Origin of the sequence: Amycolatopsis acidiphila (assembly GCF_021391495.1) — a bacterium.
Taxonomy (GTDB): Bacteria; Actinomycetota; Actinomycetes; order Mycobacteriales; family Pseudonocardiaceae; genus Amycolatopsis_E; species Amycolatopsis_E acidiphila.
This window is the reverse complement of the sequence record NZ_CP090063.1, coordinates 2674930-2695238: the sequence shown is the minus strand read 5'-3', so window position 1 is coordinate 2695238 and position 20309 is coordinate 2674930. Positions and strand designations below refer to the sequence as shown.

Sequence of the window (20309 nt, the reverse complement as noted above, 5' to 3'; positions counted from 1 at the left end):
GACCGCGCGGCGTTGAGCAGGGAGGGAAGGCGTGAAGTTCACCAGCGGTTTCTGGCGTATGCGGGACGGCGTCCGGGCACTCCACCCCCATTCCGCGCACGAGGTGGTTCCGTCGGCCCGCGGGCTGACGGTCTACGCCCCGACCAGGGCGATCGAGAACCGGCGCCACTCGCTCAACAATCCCGTCATCACCTTCACGTTCTGGTCGCCGATGGACGGCGTGATCGGCGTCCGGGCCGCCCACCACACGGGCGGCGCCGCCCGGCGACCGGCCTTCGAACTGCACTGCCAGGACGATGCCGCGGTCTCCGTCGGGGTCGCGGACGATGCGGCGATCATGACGTCGCACGATCTCTCCGTTCGCATCGCCACCACCGGCACCTGGGATCTTTCGTTCTGGTCCGGTCAACGGCGGCTGACCGGCAGCGGTCGCCGGTCGACCGGAATCGTGCAGACGGACGCGGGTGAGCAGTTCGTCCACGAGCGGCTCGCCCTCGACGTCGGCGCCTGCGTGTACGGGCTCGGCGAACGATCCACCGCCCTCGTGAAGAACGGGCAGAGCGTCGACACCTGGAACGACGACGGCGGCCCGAGCAGCGAGCACGCCTACAAGAGCGTGCCGTTCTACTGGACCGACCAGGGATACGGGGTCTTCGTCAACTCGACGGACCGAGTCTCGTTCGAGGTCTGTTCCGAATTCGTCTCGCAGGTCCAGTTCAGCGTGCCCGGCCAGGAGCTCGAGTACTTCGTGATCGCGGGCGACACACCCAAGGAGATCTTGCGGCGGTACACCGCCCTCACAGGGCGCCCCGCCCTGCCGCCTGCCTGGTCTTTCGGCCTGTGGCTGAGCACCTCCTTCGTGACCTCCTACGACGAGGCGACCGTGACCTCCTTCGTGTCCGAAATGGAGCGTCGGGAGCTACCGCTGAGCGTGTTCCACTTCGACTCGTTCTGGATGCGGGAGTTCCATTGGTGCGACTTCGAATGGGATCACCGCGCGTTCCCCGACCCGGCGGGGATGCTGAAGCGGCTCAAGGACCGGGGGCTGCGCGTCTCAGTGTGGATCAATCCCTACATCGCCCAGCAGTCCGCCTTGTTCCGAGAGGCCCAAGATCTCGGATATCTGCTCAACAGGCCCAACGGCGACGTCTGGCAATGGGACACCTGGCAGGCCGGGATGGGCATCGTGGACTTCACGAACCCGGCGGCCCGCGAGTGGTTCGCGGACAAGTTACGCGTTCTGCTGTCGATGGGGGTCGACTGCTTCAAAACCGACTTCGGGGAGCGCATTCCGACCGACGTCGTCTATCACGACGGCTCGGATCCCAGCGCCATGCACAACTACTACAGCTATCTGTACAACCAGACCGTGTTCAACGTTCTCACGGAACACCACGGAGCCGGAGAGGCCGTGGTGTTCGCCAGGTCGGCGACGGCCGGCGGTCAGCGGTTTCCGGTGCATTGGGGAGGGGACCCGGAGCCGACCTACGTGTCGATGGCGGAGAGCCTGCGGGCCGGGTTGTCGCTCGGCATGTCGGGTTTCGGTTTCTGGAGCCACGACATCGGCGGTTTCGAGGGAAACCCCACGCCCGGGTTGTTCAAGAGGTGGGCCGCCTTCGGCCTGCTTTCTTCGCACAGCCGGTTGCACGGCAGCATCAGTTACCGGGTGCCGTGGGAATTCGGCGAGGAAGCCGCGGACGTGGTGCGCCACTTCACCCGGCTGAAGATGCGGTTGATGCCTTACCTGTACGGCGTTGCCGAGCAGGCGCACGAAGAGGGTCTGCCGATGATGCGCGCGATGGCCCTCGAGTTCCCCGACGACCGGAACTGCCGACATCTCGACAACCAGTACATGCTGGGTCCCGACTTGCTCGTCGCGCCGGTCTTCACCGACTGCGGCGAGGTCACCTACTATGTGCCGCAAGGGGAATGGGCACATCTGCTCACCGGCAGACGGGTGCAGGGGCCTTGCTGGGTCACCGAACAACACGACTTCCTCAGCCTGCCGCTGCTCGTCCGGCCAGGCGCGCTCGTCCCCCTCGGTTCGCGCGAAGACCGTCCCGACTACGACTATCGCGACGGCGTCACACTCGAGGTTTTCACACCCGGCGACGTGGCCGACACGACGGTGACCGTGCCATCCGGTTCCTCCGCGCGGCCCAGCGTCTTCCAGGTCAGGCGCACCGAGGGGCGGCTCGACGTGCGAGGTCCTGCGGACCGATCATGGCAGGTCGCGCTCGTCGGCCCCGACCTGCGCCGGCTACTGCTGGCTCCGCACGACGGCCTGGTGACGATCGGCTCCGACTGGCCGCGTTGACGCCGGTCCCGCTGCGGGAAATTCTCGCTGCGCAGCGCTATCTTGGAAAGCGTTTACTACGCTCTTATCCGCGTTTCTCGGACGAATGATCCCGTTCAGGCCGGTACAGCACTTGACATGATCCAGAGCGGACCAGATACTTGGTAAGCGCTTTCCATCCCGCGCTACCGGTGCGCCTGTCAGGCCGGGCGCAGGTCGCAGGAAGGCGCGAACGCAATCAGCACCTCGACGACGAGGTTCCAAGGGCCCGTCCCGTCGGGGTGTTCCAGATCGACACTGTCGATGGACCCGACCTCAGAGGGGGCCTCGTGCGCCGCTACAGGAATCGGTTACTGGCCGGACTATCCGCGGGCCTGGTGGGCACGCTGCTCGCCGCATGTTCCGGGTTCGGCGCCGGCTCGGACGACTCGGGGGGCCAGACCATCACCGCACTGGTGGCGGCGGCCGGCGCGGGCCAGAAGGAGCAGTACGACCAGTACTACCAAGCGCTGGCTGAGGAGTTCCACAAGGAAACCGGCGCCACCGTGAACTTCCAGTACTACAACGGCGGGGCCCAGGAGAACAGCATCGTCCAGACGTCCCTGGTTTCCGGATCCGGTCCGGACGTCATCGGCTACGGCAGTGCGCTCGGCGGCACGTTGTACGGCACCCAGGGTTTCCTCACGCTTTCCCAGCAGGACTGGGATCAGGTGGGCGGCCGGGACTCCTGGAACCCCTCCACCCTGAGCGTTTCCGGCCCGAGCCCGACCGAGGACATCGGCGTGCCCTCGTTCAGCGTTCCGTACATGGTGGCCTACAACAAAGCGATGTTCGCCAAGGCCGGGATCACCGGACCGCCGAGGACCTGGAACGAATGGATCGAAGACGCCCAGAAGATCCAGGCCGCGAGCCCCGGTGTGTACGGCGCGGGGTTCGACCCCGCGGACACCCTCGACCCGTGGAAGTTCGTCTGGTCGTACACCCATCAGCTCGGTGGCAGCCTGCTTTCCCGCGACGGTAAGGAAGCACAGCTCGACAGCGACCAGGTGAAGACGGCGATCGGCTTCTACTTCTCCCAGCTGTACCAGTACCACATCGTGCCGCCGGAGTCGCTGACCTGGAACAACGCGCAGATGCTCTCGGCGTTCACCGCCGGCAAGGTGGCGATGCTGCCCATCGCCACCCGCAGCACCCTCACCGCGGCCCAGAGCAGCCCGGTGGCGAACGACATCGCGTTCGCGCCGCTGCCCAGTGTCCCGTTTGGCATGGCCGGCCGGCCCGCCGGCGGCACCCCGGCCCTGAGCATCGTGTCCGGACAGTTCTGGGCGGTGTTCAAGTACGCCGAGAACAAGAAGTCGCTCGCGCTCGCGCTGGCCAAGGCGAGCAACAGTGATGCCGTGGTGCTGAAGCAGTATCAGTCGCTGGGCTGGACACCGAGCACCAAGGCCGGCATCGAAATGCTGGCGAAGGCACAACCGGACGCCAAGCCCTTCCTGGATGTCGCGGCCAGCCAGGAGGCCACCGAGTTCACCTCGGCATGGGCACAGCTGCAGGCCGGTTTGAGCACCACGATCAACAAGGTCGGCAGCAGCCTGGCCGTCAACGGGCGATGGAACGACCAGGAACTGTCCAGTGAGCTGGCGGCCGGGCAACAGGCGGCCCAGGCGGCGCTCAAATAGACGGCAGCCGCCCGATCAGCGGACGGGACCGCCGATCGGGCGGCGCTCGCCGCCGGGACGAAAGAAAGGCACGATCTTGCCATCCTCCGCCGTCGACGATCCCCGTGTTCTTCCTGCCGCGTCCCCGCCGCCCCGTGCGCGGCGCCGAGTCCCGCGGTGGGTGTCCCGAACGCTGGACCGGCCTCTGGTGATGCTGATCCCGTGTGCGCTGGCCTTGCTCGTCATCGTCTTCGTACCCGTCGTGATCTCCTTCTATCTCAGCTTCCTCAAGCTGGATGTGAGCACGCTCCGGGAATGGGTGCACGCCCCGCTGGTCGGCTTCCGCAATTTCGCGGACGCGTTCCGGTCGAGCAATGTGCTCGGCGTGAGCGCATTGCGCTCGCTCGGGATCAGCGTCGCCTTTTCCCTGTTGACGACCTTGGTGGTGACACCGATCGGCTGTCTCGCCGCGGTGTCGGTGCACCGCCGGTTCCGGGGCAGGGGCCTCGTGCGCGCCCTGTACCTGGTTCCCTACGTGATCCCGACCTTCGTCACCGCCTTGCTCGCCCGGGTCCTGTTTCTCAACCAACATGGCCTGGTCGACCGGATTCTGGCCGACCTCGGCATCGCCGACGCCAACACCTACTGGCTCATCGGGCCCAACGCGTTCTGGGCCATGACGGTGACCGACATCTGGGCGACCTGGCCGTTCATCTACCTGATGGTGCTGGCGGGGTTGCAGACCATTCCGCGCGAGCATTACGAAGCGGCCACTTTGGACGGTGCTTCGCCGGTGCGCAAGCTCTTCACCATCGTGCTGCCCCAGATCCGTGGCCTGCTGCTGCTCGCGATTCTGTTGTCCACACTCAACCATTTCGGCAATTTCACGCTGGCCTACGTGATGTTCTCCTCGCCCCCGCCCTCCTCCGCGGCGTCCCTGCCGATTTCCACTTACTTCTACGCGTTCACTTCGTTCGACTACGGCCTCGCGGCCGCCCTCGCCGTCATCACCATCATCCTGCTGATGATCCCCGGTTACCTGTACCTGCGCATGACGCGTATCGCGAGCCGGGCGGAATAGACCCGCTCGCAAAGGAGGACGATCGATATGGCGTCGAACTCGACGCACACCCGGTGGCGCGCAGGCGATGTCGACCGCCTGCTACCGCGGTGGGTCAGCCGAGGTGTGGTGCTGGCCTGTCTCGCAGCGGTGGTTCTCCCCGTCGGCTACATGCTTCTGCTCTCCGTCACACCCGATGCCAAAGTCGCGCTGGGCGACGTTTCGCTGTGGGGACTGCGATTCGGCAACTACGTCACGATGTGGTCGCAGGCACCGCTGGCAGCGGGCCTGTTCAACACCCTGGCCATCTCCGGGTCCGCGTCGTTGCTGTCCGTCGTGTTCGGCGCGTTGGCGGCCTATCCGCTCGCCCGGTTGCGGTTCCGGGGGCAGAAGACCTTCCTCTACTCCCTGATCGCCACCCAGACCGTGCCCGGCACGACGCTCCTGCTGCCCCTGTTCGTCGTGTTCTCCTGGCTGCAGACGCTGAGCGGTATCCAGTTCATCGGCAACTTCAACGCGATCGTCATCACCTACATGACCTTCGGCCTGCCGCTGTCGACCTGGCTGATGGTGACCTACCTGCGCACCGTCCCCCGGGAGCTGGAAGAAGCCGCCTTCGTCGACGGATGCACCCGGATCGGCGCGCTGTTCCGGATCATCCTGCCGATCGCCGTGCCGGCGATGGTGGTCGCCTTCGTGTTCTCCTTCCTGGTCGGGTGGAACGACGTGCTGTTCGCCAGCGTCCTCACCCGGTCGCAAACCGAGACGCTCGCGGTCACGATGGACCAGTTCGCGAACAACGCCACCGGTACCGGACTGCCGCTGTACGGCCAGCTGATGGCGGCCGGGGTCGTCAGCTCGATTCCGGTGGTGGTGCTGTACCTGGTGTTCCAACGGCGAATGGTGCAGGGCCTCAGCGCCGGTTCCGTCACCGCCATCTGACCCGAACCGCAACCAGCTACAGAACGGAGAGACGGTGCAGAACCCAGCACTGGAACTGATCAGGCAGGCCGCCGCGGCACTGGCGCCACACCTACAGGAGTCCGGGGAGCTGAACGATCCCGTCTTCGGTGAGCCCGCGCAGTACGGCACGGCGTACTACGCCTACGTCAACGCGGTTCTGGCGAGCACGGCCACCGGGGACGAACGCCGCCGCCTCATGGACGCGGCCGCCCGCGGGGTGCACGCGACCCTGCGGCACATGCTCGATCCCGACGACGCCACGCCGCCGGCCGCCGACTTCACCCACGCCGTCGGGAGCCCGGGTTTCCGCAACCTGCGCGACTTCATGTGGCCACCGGTCATGCGCACCCTCCGGCTGCTCCGCCGGCTCGGCGACACGGACCTGGAGCCGATGATCGACAAGATCCGCCGGGTCGAGGTCCCGGACGCCTTCTCCGAACGACCTCCCGTCAACTGGGCGGCCGTCTGGATTCTCGGCGAGTGGCAACGGATCCAGGAAGGGCTGTCACCCTACGACCGCGACGACGTGGACAAGTGGCTGGAACCGTTTTTCAGCGACGATCCGGACGTCGACCACGGCTTCTACCGGGAGTTGCGGCAGGCGACCCAGGTGGAGATCGACTGGAAGAACGCGATCGATCTGGAAAAGGGTTTCTACCGGGAGCCGGGGGTGCCCAACTCCTACGACCTGTGGTGCCGGGTGCACCTGCTGGAACTGCTGGCCGAAGGCTACGACGGCGTCTACCGCGAACCACTGGAACAACTGCTCGTCTCCGGCGTACGGCGCAGCCTCGGCGTGCAGCTGTCCAGCGGCTCGCTCGCGAGCGCCTACCGCAGCACCGCCCACCTCTGGAATCTGACCGGCCAGTGCTGGTACTTCCACCAGGCTGCCCGGCTGCTACGGGACAGCCACCCCGAGCTGGCGTCCGCGGCCGACGCCGCCGCATTGCGTTCCTTCGCCGCGGCGAAGGCCTGTCAGCGGCCCACGGGGGATCTCAGCCCCGTGGAGAACGCGCTGCCGGCGAACTGGCGAGTGGGCCATGAGGTCTACACGATGGACGCGCACTACGTGAGCCTGCCGCTGGGTTACCTCGCCACCGCCGTCCTGGACGGGTTCACCGGGGAAGGGAGCGCACCCGAGGTCGGCAGCCCGTGGACGCACGTCGAACTGGAACCTGTCAACCGTTCGTTGATCCACGGTTCCGGCTGGTCCGTGCACGTCAACCTGGCGCCGTTCAAGGGCTACGACTCGTTCGGGATCGCCGACATCACCCTGGGCCTCAACCGGCGGCTGCGCTTCGGTGGACAGACCCACTACGGACGGCCGGACGCGGAACCCGATGCGCACCGGTTGTCCAACCAGCTGCCCTTCACCCTGGGCATCGGCGTGCGCCGGGACGATCGTTCGATCCACCCGTTGTCGGCCATGACGCCCACCGGAAACCGCCACGCCTCGGGCTCCGGCGCACGACTCACTGCCGGGGCCGAGGTCAACGGTCTGAGCTACGAGATCGAGGTGGAGATCGACGGGAGCACCGTCCGGATCGTCGAGGGAGTGGGCGATCTCGCCTGCAGCCTCTTCGTGCCGTATCTGAAGGACCGGGGTGACGGTCAGGTGACCTCGGTATCCACTGCCGACAACCGGGTCCGGCTGACCTCCGGCACCGAAGTGGTCGAGATCGTCGCGGAACGTCCGACCGAGCGCGTGGTGCACCTCGCCCACGGCTACGAGTCGCGCCACGGCTTGGTCGGGATGGTCCGGCTCGACCTGTCCGGCCGCGGCCCGGTGCGGTACGAAATACGCCGCGTGAGCTGACGCTGAAGCACCGCTCCTCCTCCGCTCCGTGCGGTGGAGGAGCGGTGCACCCCCAGTTCTCGAAGGCAGATCCCGAGTTGTCAGGCGTTGATGGCGTACGCCTCGCGCGTGACCTCGTGAGCCAGCGGTTCGCCGCGGGCGAGGCGGCCGACCTCGGCGACCGCGCGCTCACCGATCCGGTGCAGTTCGAGACCGCGTGATCCGGCCACGTGCGGCGTGAGCACCACGTTGTCCAGACTCCACAGTGGAGATCCCGGTTCGGGCACTTCGGGATCGGTGACATCGATGACCGCACGGATACGGCCCTCGACGAGCTCTCGGATCAGCGCCTGCTGGTCGACCAGCGCACCTCGGGCGGTGTTGACCAAGATCGCGCCGTCGCGCAGTGCGGCGAGCTCGGTCGTGCCGATCATACCGCGGGTCTCGGGCAGCAACGGGGCATGCAGCGAGACCAAGTCCGATGTGGACAACAGTGACCGCAGATCCATCCGGGCCGCACCCAGTTCCGCCGCGGCCTCGGCACTCAGGTAGGGGTCGTAGACCACGGTGTCCACATCGAACGGCCGCAGCAGCTCGATCACCCGGCGGCCGATGGCGGACGCGCTCACAATCCCCACCCGGCGGCCGTAGTTGCCGTTGACGGCGAGCAGCTTGTCGACGTCGACCTCATCGCGCTCGGCGCGGTACACCTGCTCGGCGAGCCGGACCCCCTTGAGCTCCAGCAGGATCATCGCCAGGGTGTATTCGGCCACCGGCAAGGCGTTGGCCCCGGCCTGGGAGGACAGCCGGATCCCGCGCTCGAAGGCAGCGGCGGTGACCACCGGTCGCAGCGAACCGGCCGCGTGGACGATCGCCTCGAGCCGCGGTGCGGCCGCGAGTGTCGCATCGTCGAGCAGCGCCGTCCCGGTACCGGTGATCACCACATCGGCGCCGGCGAGCAGTTCCCGGGCGGCCGGTGTGTGGTGGTCGGCCGGTGACGGGGAAACCCGGACCCGGCCGAACGTCGCGAGTCGTTCACGCAGGGCCGGCGACAGCGTCCGTTCGGTGAACTCAGGGGTCATCGCGATCACGATGTCCAGCTCGGCCACGTCTGCCACCTCCGGTCTCTCCACCACCTTCCGGGACCCTACGGGAATGCGCTTTCCCAGTCCAGCCTCACCGCCTCCGGCCGGGTACACCGGCCTGTGGTTCCGGCCGGTGTACCCCCCGCGGCCGATAGCCGAGCGAGTCGCTCAGTCCCAGCTGGTCGGCGAGCAACCAGGTGATGGACAACCACATTTCGGTCCCCAGCAGACCGGGTGTGCGCTCGGGACCATGCCCGGTCTCGAGCGCGAAACTGAAACCGGCGCCGTCCTGCCACGACCTCAGCACCCGGTCCAGCTGTGCTCGTGCCCATCGCTCCCCCTCCGCGCGGCGATGTCCGGTTTGCCTGGCGCAGAGCCAAAGGGGGTGGATCACGTCCAGGACGTTGCACGCGGTGCCACGGTCGGCCCGGAAATAGGTCTCGTCGACGGCATGGGCGAGCACGCTGTCGATGGTGCGCTCGGGGTACGGAAGTGGCACGCCGAACTGGGCGAACGTGCCCCGCGTGAGACGGTAGAACCCGTTGACCGGCTCCAGCCAGCGGCTGCGGTCGTCGGGACGCCCCCACAGACCGGTGGCGCGGTCGCAACGCAACAGCAGCCAGCCGAACAACGTCTCGACCTCACCGGCCATGCCGAAGTCGGCCTGGTTCCGGTGGAACGCCGTGCCGACGGAGTCCACCCAGGAACCCGCACGCCAGCCTTCCTCGCCCCAGGGCAGCTGGTCCAACCTCGTCCGCAGCTCGACGGCGGAAAGGTCGGCCACCGAACGAATCGGGTGCGGGAAGCGCGAGCCGAGCAGTTCCAGGGCGTACCCGGCGGCCAGGACGTGGTAGTTCACCGGGGCATGGCCGTCCATCGAGGGCGCGGCCGAGCCGGGCGTTCCCGTGTCCGAGAGTTCAGGCACCAGGCCGGTCTCCGGATCCTGGTTCGATCGCAACAGGTCGACGATACGATCCTTGGCGGTCTGCGGTGGCGCTGAACCGAGCAGCAGGTCCGCCAGTTCGGTCGCGTCGCACCACGCGCGCAGGGTGCGCGAGGCGCCCGGGTGATCCAGGAAGGTCCCGCTCGCGGCGTCACCGTGCCAGCAGCGTGCCAGTACCTCGGCGGCCTGCTCACGGGCCTTTTCGCCCAGCCGGTGCAACCTGATACCCAGATCCTTCGGCGCCTTCGACGATGCCGAGCGCCGGTCCCGGATGGGCCGTGCGGGATTCCCCGCGGCCACCGTCCACGCGGGAACATCCTTGGTCACGACGGAACCGGCCCCGATCACGCTGTGCGCGCCGATGGTGACGCCGTCGACGATGACCACGTGCGAACCGATCCAGACGTCGTCGCCGATCGTGATCCCCTTGTGGGTCAACCCCTGCCGATAGATCGGTTCGTCCGGCTCCATGCGGTGGTTGAAGCCGAGGATGGAGGTGTGCGCGCCGACCCGTACGCCGTCGCCCATGCGGACCAGGCCCCGTAGCTCCGAGAACGGGTTGAGCGTGCAGTTCTCGCCGATCTCGTGATCACCGTAGACGTACACGTGTGCGGCGAGGTAGCTGTGGTCGCCGATCACGAGGTTGTCCGCGTACACGGCGGCAAGCGGTGAAACGAAGGACTGATGACCGAACCGGACGTTGCCGCGGGCGGCGATGGTCGCGTGCCAGTCGCGCTGGGCGTCCTGCTCCTGCGGCGTGGCTTCGGACCAGAACGGTGAGACACCGAGGTCGTAGCGGGTGAACAGATCGCGACGATCCTGCGCCGGTGACCCCATCGCTTCTCCTGCCTTGTCGCTGCGAGACCCTCGCTGTGGCGCCAGTTCCGCCTGAACGCACCCAACCGGTGAGCCGGATGCGCATCGGCATCCGAACTCAGAACCTACGTGATGACCGGCGCCCGTGCCATGACCGGAGCGGGTGTGCACCCGGATATTGACAGTGGATCAAGCAACATGCAAAACTTCGGGAAAGCGCATTCCGACAGAGCTGGGCCGGGCTGTGCCGGACGACTCCGTCACCAGCACCGGTCGCTGAATGCGCAACGGTACCTCGACCGGCCAGGTCGTCTCCGGAAGCCGCGGGGAAGCACCGATGACGTATGGCACTCCTGTCTGCAACGAAGCAGGAAGTCCACAAAGGAGCGTGGAGCATGGCGCAGGAGACCACCCCGGATCGGCTCGCACCACCGGCCGGGCAACCCGTGTCCAGGCGGAGCGTGCTCAAGATCGGCGGGCTGGGCCTCGCCGGGGTGGCCGGAACGTCCTTGCTCAGCTCCTGCGGGCGAGGCTCCGACCCCCACCAGGTCATCGTCCAGGTGGCGCAAAGTCCCACCGCGCCGGCCGGCCAGCGACGCATACTCGATCTGATGCGCAGGAAGTTCGAGGCCGCGTATCCCGGTGCTTCGGCGAAGTTCAACGTCGTGACGCTCGGCTCGGCGGTCACCACCTCGGTCATCACCGCCGCGACCAGCCGGGACGGGCCGGACATCTTCGAGGTCAGCCCGCAGACACTGCCCACCGGCCAGGCCGTCGGCGTGTTCGAGGTGCTCTCGGACAGCGATTGGGCCGCGGTGGGCGGGAAGGACCGGTACCTGCCGTCGGCGCTGGCGGCATGCGGCCGGAGCACAACCGAACTGGTGGCCATCCCCTACTACGCCTCGACGATGGCCATGTACTACAACAGGAAGAAGTTCCAGGAGGCGGGTATCACGGCTGCCCCGACCACCTGGACGGACTTCGTCGACGTCGGCCGGCAGTTGTCCGCGCCGGAGCAGGACCGGTACGCGGTCGGGATGGGTGCTGCGGAGGCTTCCGAGCCGTGGCACGTGATCTGGCTGCTCGCCGCGCAGCTGGGCGGCCAGCTGATCAGTCCGGACGGGACCAGGTCGCAGCTGAACTCACCCGAGGTGTTCGAGGCGACGACCTTCTGGCTGGACTGGATCGCGAAGTACCGGATCGCCGGCAAACGGGACGCCACGAATGTTTCGGCCGAGCAGGTGAAGCAGTTCACCTCCGGGCGGACGGCGATGTTCGCCTGTGGCTTCACCCAGGCGATCAGCAGCATGGCCGGCACCAGCGTCGCCGGCGACTGGGCGCTCGCGGGCAACCCGACGGTGCCCTACGGCCGGCCGGCGTTACCCGCCGGCACGCGGCCCGTGCAGAGCTACTTCGGCGGCGCGACCTGGGCCATTTCCAAGTACAGCAGCAAAAGGGAGCTGGCACTCGGACTCGCCAGGATGATGGGCGATCCCGACGTGCAGCGGCTGACGTGGCAGGAGGTCGGCGGGCTTCCCATCACCACCGAGACCTTCACGGCCCATCCCGAGACGCGGCAGGGAGTGTGGAAGACCATCTACGACTCCGCCACCAACGCGGCGCCGACACCGTGGTCGCCATCCTTCGCGCAGGTCTCGCCGTTGCTCTCGACCGCGGTGAAGCCGAGTTTCGCCGAGCTGGCCGCCGGCGGAACCTATGATCCCGGCGCGCTCAAGGCCCGGCTCGTCACGGCCAACCAGGCCCTGACCACGGCGCTGGAGAGTGAGAGACGATGACCAGGGCCGTTCTGGACAAGCAGCAGGCGGACACGCCAACGCCGCAGCGTCGCCGCCGCCGCCCGGCCGCCCGCCGGGTCCCGTACTGGCTGATGTCGCCCAGCTTCCTGCTGATGGCGGTGGTGACCTACCTCCCGCTCGCGCTCGCGGTGTTCATCAGCCTGACGGCACTGAACCAGTTCACCATCGGTGAGATCACCGCGACACACCTGCGTGGCCTGCTCAACTATCTGGATGTACTGGCCCCGTCCGGGCCGCTGTCGGTCCTGAAGTCGCTGCGCACGAGCGTGTTCTTCAGCGTCCTGACCACCGCGGTGGCGATACCGATCGGCATCGGCGCGGCACTGCTGGCGAACCGGCGGCTCCGGGGCAGGTCCCTGCTGCGCACGGTGATGTTGCTGCCGTTCATCCTGCCGGCGTTCGCCAGCGCGTTGATCTGGCGCCTGATGTTCCAGACCGAAACCGGCCTGGTCGACAGGTTCCTGGGCGCGACCGGGCTCGGCTCGCCCGACACCATCTGGCTCATCGGCCCGAACTCGTTCTGGGCGCTGGTGATCACCGGAATCTGGACCAGCTGGCCGTTCATCTACATCATGGTGCTGGCGGTGGTGCAGTCCGTCCCGCACGACTACTACGAGGCCGCGGCCATCGACGGTGCCGGCACGCTGCGGCAGTTCTGGTCGATCACCCTGCCCGCGATCAGGCCGACCCTGGCGCTGGCCGCGTGTCTGTCGGCCATCAACCACTTCAACAACTTCACGCTGCCCTTCGTCCTCTTCGGCAGCCCGCCGCCCCCGCAGGCGAACGTCCTGCCGATCGCCATCTACACGACCTCGTTCACGTCCTTCGACTTCGGGCACGCGTCGGCGATCGCCGTCGTCAACCTCCTGGTGCTGCTCATTCCGGTCGCCTATTACCTGAGAAGAGTCAACTCCCATGACGACTGAGGTTCAGGTGGTGCCCCGACGGGCGGCCCGCGCCGCTTCCAGCTGGCTCGGCTACGGCTTCGGGCTGGTGTTCCTGCTGCTCGTGCTCGTGCCCATCGGGTACATGGTGCTGGTCTCGTTGCAGCCGAGCGACGTCGCGGGAACCACGTTGTCCGTCCAGGGACTGTCGCCGCGTGCCTTCGTGGACATCTGGAGTGTCATCGACCTGGCCGGCAACCTGGAGAACAGCATCGTCGTCGCCACCTGCACCGCGGTGCTGTCCTCGATCGTGGGCTTCGGCGCCGCGTACGTCCTCTCGCGCTTCCGGTTCCGGGGCCGGGACGCACTGCGGCTGTCGCTGCTGGCGTGCTACTCGACGCCGGGAATCGTGCTGGTGATCCCGCTCTACGCGATCTACGTGCAGATCCAGAACGCGCTGGGAGTCAAGCTGATCGGCTCCCCGCCGGTGCTGATCCTGACCTACATGTCGTTCAGCCTGCCGTACACGATCTGGATGCTGACCGGGTACCTGGTGAGTATCCCGGAGGAGCTGGAGGAGGCCGCCGCGCTGGACGGCGCCACCCGGTTACAGACCCTGCGCAAGGTGGTGTTCCCGCTGGCACGTCCGGCCATGGTGGTGACCGCGATCTTCGCCTTCGTCCTGGCCTGGAACGACGTGCTCTTCGCCAGCGTCCTGACCTCGGACACCACCCGCACCGTCGGGGTGGGGATCCAGGCGTTCGTCAGCGCGTCGGCAGACGGCGGGCTGCCACAGTGGAACAACCTGATGGCGGCCGGGCTGGTGACCTCCCTGCCGCCCGTCCTGGTGTTCGTCTTCGTCCAGCGCTACCTGATCAGCGGTCTGACGGCGGGTTCGGTGAAGGGGTGAACCCGTCGTCCCCAGGCCACATCGACCACAGAACTGGAGTCCGAATGCCCTCCTCGATCGAGCGTTATCGCGAGAAGGTCCTGGCCTGCTGGCGCGGTAAGGCGGTGGGCGGCTCGTTCGGCCAGTCGTTCGAGGGCCTCGACGGTCCCATCCGCGCCGACTACTACGTCCCCGTTCCCGAGGGGATGGTGCCGAACGACGATCTCGACATGCAGGTCGTCTACGCGTCGGTGCTGAGCGGACTGGCGGCGCCGCGAGTGGACCGGCACGTCATCGCGCGGGCCTGGCGCGAGCACATCCGCTTTCCCTGGTGCGAATACGGTGTCGCCAAGCGGAATCTCGCCGAGGGTCTGGTCCCGCCGTTCACCGGTTCCTTCGACAACTGGTACACCTGCGGCGAAGGCGCGGTGATCCGCACCGAGCTGTGGGCCTGCCTGGCTCCCGGGGAACCGGAACGCGCCGCCGCTTACGCCTACGAGGACGCCTGCTTCGACCACGCCGGGGACGGCATCTGGGCAGCGGTGTTCATGGCCGCGCTCCAGTCGCACGCCTTTGTCGAGAGCGACCCGGATCGCTTGCTGGACAAGGCATCCGCGCTGCTGCCGATCAGCAGCCGGATCCGGCAGGTCGTGCACGACACCCGGGTGTGGGTGTCCGAAGGGCACGACTGGGAGGAGGTGATGTCGCTCATCCTCGGCAAGTACGGTCCGTGCGACTTCACCGACACCCGGATCAACACCGGTTTCGTCGTGCTGGGCTGGCTCATGTCCGAAGGTGACTTCGACAAGGCCATCACCATCACCAACGGCTGTGGCGCCGACACCGACAGCTCGACCGCGTCCGTCGGCGCGTTGATGGCGATCATCGAGCCGGACACGATCCCGGCGAAGTGGCTCGCCCCCATCGGCGAGCACCTGGTCCTCAACCGGGAGGTCGTCGGCATCGACCCGCCGGCGTCGCTGGACGAGTTCACCGACCAGGTGTCGAAGCTGCGGGACGCACTCACCGGGGTGTGGCCGGACCGCGGTGACGACTGCGCGTTCGATCCCACGCCCTACACGATCCCGGTGTCGGTCGGCTGGTCCTCCCCCTATGGCCAGGTCTGGGGCGAGCGCGACATCTCGTCGCTGCGGCCGGCAGGCTCACCCGAGCCGCCGATGCCTGCCAACGCACGGCAGCTGACCGTTCCCGGCACCTGGGTCAGGTGGCCCCGGGCGGAGTTCGAGGATCTGATTCTCGTCATTCGCTACACGATCCGCCTCGACCGTGCCGTCGAGGGCCGGCTGATGTTCAACTGTTCCGAGGACATCCGCGTGTGGCTGGACGGCGAGTTCGTGCTCGGCAGCCAACCGTCGATGATCATGCCGACCCAGCACCGGCCGCCGATGGGACAGGGCGCGGACGTGTCGCTCGCCGGCGGCGACCACCGGCTGGTGGCCACGATCCGCCGGCCGCCGGCGCACCGCGAGTACGCCGAATGGATCGTGGCGTTGGCCGAGCACCCGGGGCTGGAGTGGGTGCCCCACGCGTTCCGGCCTGCGGCCGGACCCGGCCCGAACACCCTGGCCGCTACTGGAGGTGGTGCGATACTGAACGTCGATCGGCGACAGTGAGGAGAATTATGCGGCCGGTAACGCTGCTCGAGGTGGCCCGGCATGCCGGGGTATCCCAGGCGACCGCATCGCGGGTGCTGAACGGGTCGCCGCGCATCCCCGGTGCGGGCCTGACCGAACGGGTCCGCAAGGCCGCGGCCGAACTGGGCTACGTCCCGAACGCGCAGGCACAAGCGCTCGCCCGATCGTTGACCGGACTGGTCGGACTGGTGGTGCGGGACATCGCCGACCCGTACTTCTCCTCGATAGCGCGCGGCGTGCAGCATGTCGCGCGCGAGCACGACCGGCAGGTGCTGCTGTCCTGCACCGAAGGCGACCTCGGCGCCGAACTCGAAGCCGTCACGTCGTTCATCTCACACCGTGCCGATGCGCTCATCCTCGTGGGGTCACAGCTGACCCGCCGCAGCGAGCACGACCGCCTGTTGAGCTCGGAGCTCAAGCGTTACCACGATTTGGGTGGGCAGGTGGCCGTCATCGGCCAGGCCAGGCCGGGCGTGGACTCGGTGGTACCGGAGAACCGCGCGGGTGCCGCCGCGCTCGCCGAGGCCCTCGTCGGACAGGGGCATCGCCGGTTCGCTGTACTGACCGGGCCGGTGGAGTTGCGGACCGCGGTAGACCGGACCACCGGGTTCACCGAAGCGCTTCGGCGCCATGGGCTGGAGCCCGTCGCGATGGTCCCGGGCGAGTTCACCCGAGACGGTGGGTTCGACGCGTGCCGGCGTCTTGTCGACGAGTTCGGGCTGGCGCGGGGCCGGAACGGGATGTGCCTCCTCGTGGTGAACGACGTTATGGCCATCGGGGCGATGGCGTGCCTGCGGGACCGGGGAATGCGTGTCCCCCAGGACGTTCAGGTCGCCGGCTTCGACGACATCGTCACCGTCAAGGACCACGTGCCCGCCCTCACCACGGTTTGCCTCCCCCTGGAGGAAATGGGGAAGACCGCGATGCGCATGGTCCTGACCGACACGGCGCGCCGGCGCCCCCGGTCGATGACCGTGCGCGGCGAAGTGATGCTCAGGGACAGCACCCGCCTACGGTCCTGAATGCGTTCCTCGTAGACGGTCAGGGACCGCGGCCCGCCGCTGACCGCCCGTTTCAGCGCGCGCACGACGGGAAGCCCGCTGCAAAGGAGTCGCCGTGACAGGGTGCCGGATCGGGTTCGTCGGAGCGGGCGGGGTGGCCATGCGGCACGCCCGGATGCTGAGCGGGTTCGTCGACGCCGAACTCGTGGCGGTGACCGACACCGACCCCGGGCGGGCACAGGCCTTCGCCGCCGAATTCGGCCTGCGCGCGGTACCGGAAGTCCCCGGGCTGGTCGAGGCGGGCGTCGACGCGGCCTACGTCTGCGTTCCGCCGGACGCGCACGGACCCGCCGAGGAAACCCTGGCGGCCGCCCGGATCGCGCTGTTCGTGGAGAAACCGATCGCGCTCGACGACACGGTCGCCGAAGGGGTGGCCACGGCACTCGATCGCGCGGGCGTCCTCGCGTCGGTGGGACACCACTGGCGGTACTCGGCGGCGGTCGAGCAGGCCCGGCAGGTCCTGGCGGGCCGGCCGGTGCGGCTGGCGCTCGGCACGTGGTTGGACAAGGTTCCGCCGGTGCCGTGGTGGGTCCACCGCGCACAGTCCGGCGGCCAGGTCGTCGAGCAGGCGATCCACGTGCTGGATCTCGCGCGGCTGCTCGTCGGCGAGGTCGCCGAGGTGCACGCCTTCGCCGACGGCACCGCCCCGGGCGGAGACGTCGACGGCGCGACCGTGGCCACCCTGCGTTTCGCCGGTGGCGCCGTCGGAACGCTGGCGGCGACCTGCCTACTGGGCTGGAAACACCGCGCCGGCCTGGAGATCTTCGCCGACGATCTGGCCCTGTCCCTCGGTGAGGACACACTGGAGATCCGCGACGGCTCCGAGCCACCGCGGGCGCGACCTGTCGATCGGGACGCCGCGAAACGCGCGGCCGACCGGGACTTCGTTGATGCCGTACTCGGCCGTACCGACACCGTGCGGACGCCGTACACCGACGCTCTGCGGACACACCGGCTCGCCTGCGCGATCGCCTGCGCGGCCACGCAACGGAGGACGGTGCGACTCGAGGGCGGTGCCGATGTCCCGTGAGGAACGAGTGCTCGTCGTGGAACGCCCGGGGCGCGTCGCGCTCGCGGCCGCACCGCCCGAACCGGCACTGCCCGAGGGTCTCGTCGACGTCCGCACCCTCTACAGTGGACTGTCCGCGGGCACGGACCTGAGCTTCGTCAAGGGCACCCATCCGAGCCTGCACATCGGCTGGGACAGCGAACTCGCCCTGTTCGACTCCCGGCGGCCAGGGCAGGACTACCCGGTGCGCCGGTGGGGCTACATGCAGGTCGCCACCGTGGTCGGCAGCCGCGACCCGGCGTTCGAGACGGGCGAGCTGGTCGCGATGACCTACGGCCACCGCAGCGCCTACCGGGCCGATCCGCGGTCGGACCGGATGGTCCGCCTGCCCGCGGACCTCGAGCCGCTGCTCGGCATCTACGTCGCCCATCTGGGGCCGATCTGCGCGAACGGGTTACTGCACGCGGCCGCGGATCTGCAGGGCAGTGACGTGCGTTCGCTGGCCGACGGCGTGCGCGAGCGTGTGGTGGTGGTGACCGGCGCCGGGGTGGTCGGGCTGCTGACCGCGTTGTTCGCCCGGTGGCACGGGGCGCAGGAGGTCGTGCTCGTCGAGCCGACGCCCGAACGTCGCGCCGTGGCCGAGGCGCTCGGCTTCGAGGCCCTCGACCCCGGCACGGTGGATCCGGCCGTCCTGCTCAAGACCCGGTGGCGGCACGGCCCCGGAGACCGGGGCGCGGACGTGGTCTTCCAGTGCCGAGGCCGGCCGGCGAGCCTCGCGCTCGCCCTGCGCGCGGTGCGGCCCCAGGGCACGGTGATCGACCTGGCCTTCTACCAGGACGGTGCGGCTGCCGTGCGGCTCGGCGAGGAGTTCCACCACAACGGACTCACCGTGCGGTGCGCGCAGATCGGCCGCGTGCCCAGGGGCCTGGCGCACGAGTGGGACCGGGAACGGTTGTCGGCCAGGACGATCGATCTGCTGTGGGGTGCGGATGGCGCGGCCGTCAGGAAGCACGTCGTGACCGACGTGGTGCCCGTCGAAGAAGCGCCCGCCCTGCTCGAGGCACTCGTTCAGCGCAGGCGGCACGTCCTGCAGGCGGTATTCACCTTCGGCCGGACGACGGCTTCGCCCGCGCGGCGCACCCGCTCGTAGAGCTCGAGGTACCGGTCGGCCATCACAGCGGGCGAGAACCGGGCCACGGCGACCAGGCGGCACGCTCGCGGATCCAGCCGCCGGGCGGCGTGCATCGCCGCGGCCAGGCCGTCCTCGTCGCCCGGCTCCACCAGCACTCCGGTGAGCCCGTCGTCGATCAGCTCGGGCAGGCAGCCCCGCCGGTATCCGGCCACCGGGGTGCCCAGGGCCAGCGACTCGACCACGGCGGTGCCGCCCGGTTCCTCCCACTGCAGGGGAAACAGGCTCACGGCGGCCCGGGCCAGCAGGTCGTCACGTTCGGCCGCGCCCACGGAACCCAGCCAGCGCACCCGGTCGCCGTCAACCAGCGGCTGTACCTGGTCCCGCCAGTAGCGAACGTCGGGATTCCGCACAGCGTCCGCATCCCCGGCGAGCGCCGGGTCGAGCGCGGCCGGCTGGTCGTACGGCCCCACCGGGCCGGCGAGCACGACGTCCATGCCGACGCGGTGGGCCAGCCGCGCGGCGATGTGCTGTCCCTTGCCGGCGGTGATGCGCCCGAGCACCACCGCGTACCGCCCCTTCTCGGCCGCCGCACCCCTTCGATACGCCAGCGGGGTCGCCAGGTGCACGTGTCCCACGCTGTGCGCGCGCAGTGCCGCCGGCGCTCTGGCCAGCTGCGCCGCCGAGACGCCGTTGACGAACAGGCGGCCGCCGCCGTCGAACTCCTCGTAGAACGCCGGATGCTTGGCCAGGTCCCAGTGCAGTGTGTGCAGGGTGGGCGGCGCCCCCGTGCCCATCGCCGACAGGATCGCCGGGCCCACCGCTTCGACGTGGTCGTGCACGAGGTCGATGTCGTCCCGCCGGGACAGTTCCCGCACCACCTGTTGCATATGGGCCAGCACGCAGCCCATCACGCGGTTGTAGGGCAGCTGCAACTGCGGGAACTGTGGTTCCTCGTGACGGAAAATGGTTTCCTCGGCACGAAGCGTGCTCGTGCCGACCGTCGCCAGGACCACCCGGACACCGCGTTCGCGCAGCTCCGCCACCAAAGTTGCGACGACGTTCTCGATGCCCCCGTAGCCGGAAGGCGGCACCGCAAGCCACGGACCGGCGTTCAGCAGTACCCGCATCGCAATGACCTCACAGCGTTTGGTTGCCCGCCGGCGGCGGTTCAAACAATTCCCGTCCACGATTTCCGCGAAGACCTTTTTCCGGGCAGGGGCCGGCTCACCGGCCGGAGCCGGTTCTT

The 20309-nt window shown here is 68.4% G+C and carries 15 protein-coding genes; 12 read left to right on the top strand and 3 right to left on the bottom strand.

What is annotated here, in order from left to right; all coding sequences use genetic code 11:
• The first annotated feature begins 31 nt into the window (after positions 1–31).
• The 5 genes from yicI to LWP59_RS13040 all read left to right on the top strand — a co-directional run bounded on the left by yicI (position 32) and on the right by LWP59_RS13040 (position 7793).
• A complete protein-coding gene (yicI, locus tag LWP59_RS13060; RefSeq protein ID WP_144633441.1) occupies positions 32–2317 on the top strand; it encodes an alpha-xylosidase in 2286 nt (761 codons plus the stop codon).
• Positions 2318–2625: 308 nt separating this feature from the next.
• Positions 2626–3975: an ABC transporter substrate-binding protein gene (locus tag LWP59_RS13055; protein ID WP_186383047.1), complete on the top strand. Its 1350-nt coding sequence runs from the start codon at positions 2626–2628 to the stop codon at positions 3973–3975.
• A 160-nt stretch (positions 3976–4135) separates the two neighbouring features.
• Positions 4136–5035: a carbohydrate ABC transporter permease gene (locus LWP59_RS13050; RefSeq protein WP_144633435.1), complete on the top strand. Its 900-nt coding sequence runs from the start codon at positions 4136–4138 to the stop codon at positions 5033–5035.
• A gap of 150 nt (positions 5036–5185) precedes the next feature.
• Positions 5186–5956: a carbohydrate ABC transporter permease gene (locus tag LWP59_RS13045; protein ID WP_186383046.1), complete on the top strand. Its 771-nt coding sequence runs from the start codon at positions 5186–5188 to the stop codon at positions 5954–5956.
• Positions 5957–5990: 34 nt separating this feature from the next.
• On the top strand, positions 5991–7793 hold the full coding sequence (locus LWP59_RS13040; RefSeq protein WP_144633428.1) for a hypothetical protein: 1803 nt from the start codon (positions 5991–5993) through the stop codon (positions 7791–7793).
• 80 nt (positions 7794–7873) lie between these two features.
• Here the strand turns inward: LWP59_RS13040 and LWP59_RS13035 are convergent, their stop codons facing one another.
• Both LWP59_RS13035 and LWP59_RS13030 read right to left on the bottom strand, forming a co-directional pair.
• On the bottom strand, positions 7874–8881 hold the full coding sequence (locus LWP59_RS13035) for a hydroxyacid dehydrogenase (protein WP_222425415.1): 1008 nt from the start codon (positions 8879–8881) through the stop codon (positions 7874–7876).
• A 67-nt stretch (positions 8882–8948) separates the two neighbouring features.
• Positions 8949–10637, bottom strand: a complete 1689-nt coding sequence (locus LWP59_RS13030; RefSeq protein WP_144633425.1) for an acyltransferase — start codon at positions 10635–10637, stop codon at positions 8949–8951.
• 374 nt (positions 10638–11011) lie between these two features.
• Here LWP59_RS13030 and LWP59_RS13025 point away from each other — a divergent pair, with 374 nt between their 5' ends.
• The 7 genes from LWP59_RS13025 (at position 11012) to LWP59_RS12995 (ending at position 19081) form a co-directional block, all read left to right on the top strand.
• Entirely contained in the window at positions 11012–12412 is a 1401-nt protein-coding gene (locus tag LWP59_RS13025) for an extracellular solute-binding protein (RefSeq protein WP_186383045.1), read from the top strand.
• A complete protein-coding gene (locus LWP59_RS13020) occupies positions 12409–13359 on the top strand; it encodes a carbohydrate ABC transporter permease (RefSeq protein WP_144633419.1) in 951 nt (316 codons plus the stop codon). Before LWP59_RS13025 ends, LWP59_RS13020 begins: the two co-directional genes overlap by 4 nt.
• On the top strand, positions 13349–14227 hold the full coding sequence (locus LWP59_RS13015; RefSeq protein ID WP_144633416.1) for a carbohydrate ABC transporter permease: 879 nt from the start codon (positions 13349–13351) through the stop codon (positions 14225–14227). Before LWP59_RS13020 ends, LWP59_RS13015 begins: the two co-directional genes overlap by 11 nt.
• 44 nt (positions 14228–14271) lie before the next feature.
• On the top strand, positions 14272–15840 hold the full coding sequence (locus tag LWP59_RS13010; RefSeq protein ID WP_144633413.1) for an ADP-ribosylglycohydrolase family protein: 1569 nt from the start codon (positions 14272–14274) through the stop codon (positions 15838–15840).
• A gap of 8 nt (positions 15841–15848) precedes the next feature.
• Positions 15849–16883 (top strand): LacI family DNA-binding transcriptional regulator, encoded by a 1035-nt coding sequence (locus LWP59_RS13005; protein WP_144633410.1) that lies wholly within the window; start codon positions 15849–15851, stop codon positions 16881–16883.
• A gap of 94 nt (positions 16884–16977) precedes the next feature.
• Complete coding sequence (locus LWP59_RS13000) at positions 16978–17952, top strand: Gfo/Idh/MocA family protein (RefSeq protein ID WP_144633407.1); 975 nt, start codon at positions 16978–16980, stop codon at positions 17950–17952.
• Positions 17942–19081, top strand: a complete 1140-nt coding sequence (locus tag LWP59_RS12995) for a zinc-dependent alcohol dehydrogenase (protein WP_144633405.1) — start codon at positions 17942–17944, stop codon at positions 19079–19081. The genes LWP59_RS13000 and LWP59_RS12995 overlap by 11 nt, the downstream gene beginning before the upstream one ends.
• Here LWP59_RS12995 and LWP59_RS12990 read toward each other — a convergent pair.
• Complete coding sequence (locus LWP59_RS12990) at positions 19000–20190, bottom strand: glycosyltransferase (protein WP_222425414.1); 1191 nt, start codon at positions 20188–20190, stop codon at positions 19000–19002. The two genes, LWP59_RS12995 and LWP59_RS12990, sit on opposite strands and share 82 nt — an antisense overlap.
• Positions 20191–20309 lie beyond the last annotated feature (119 nt).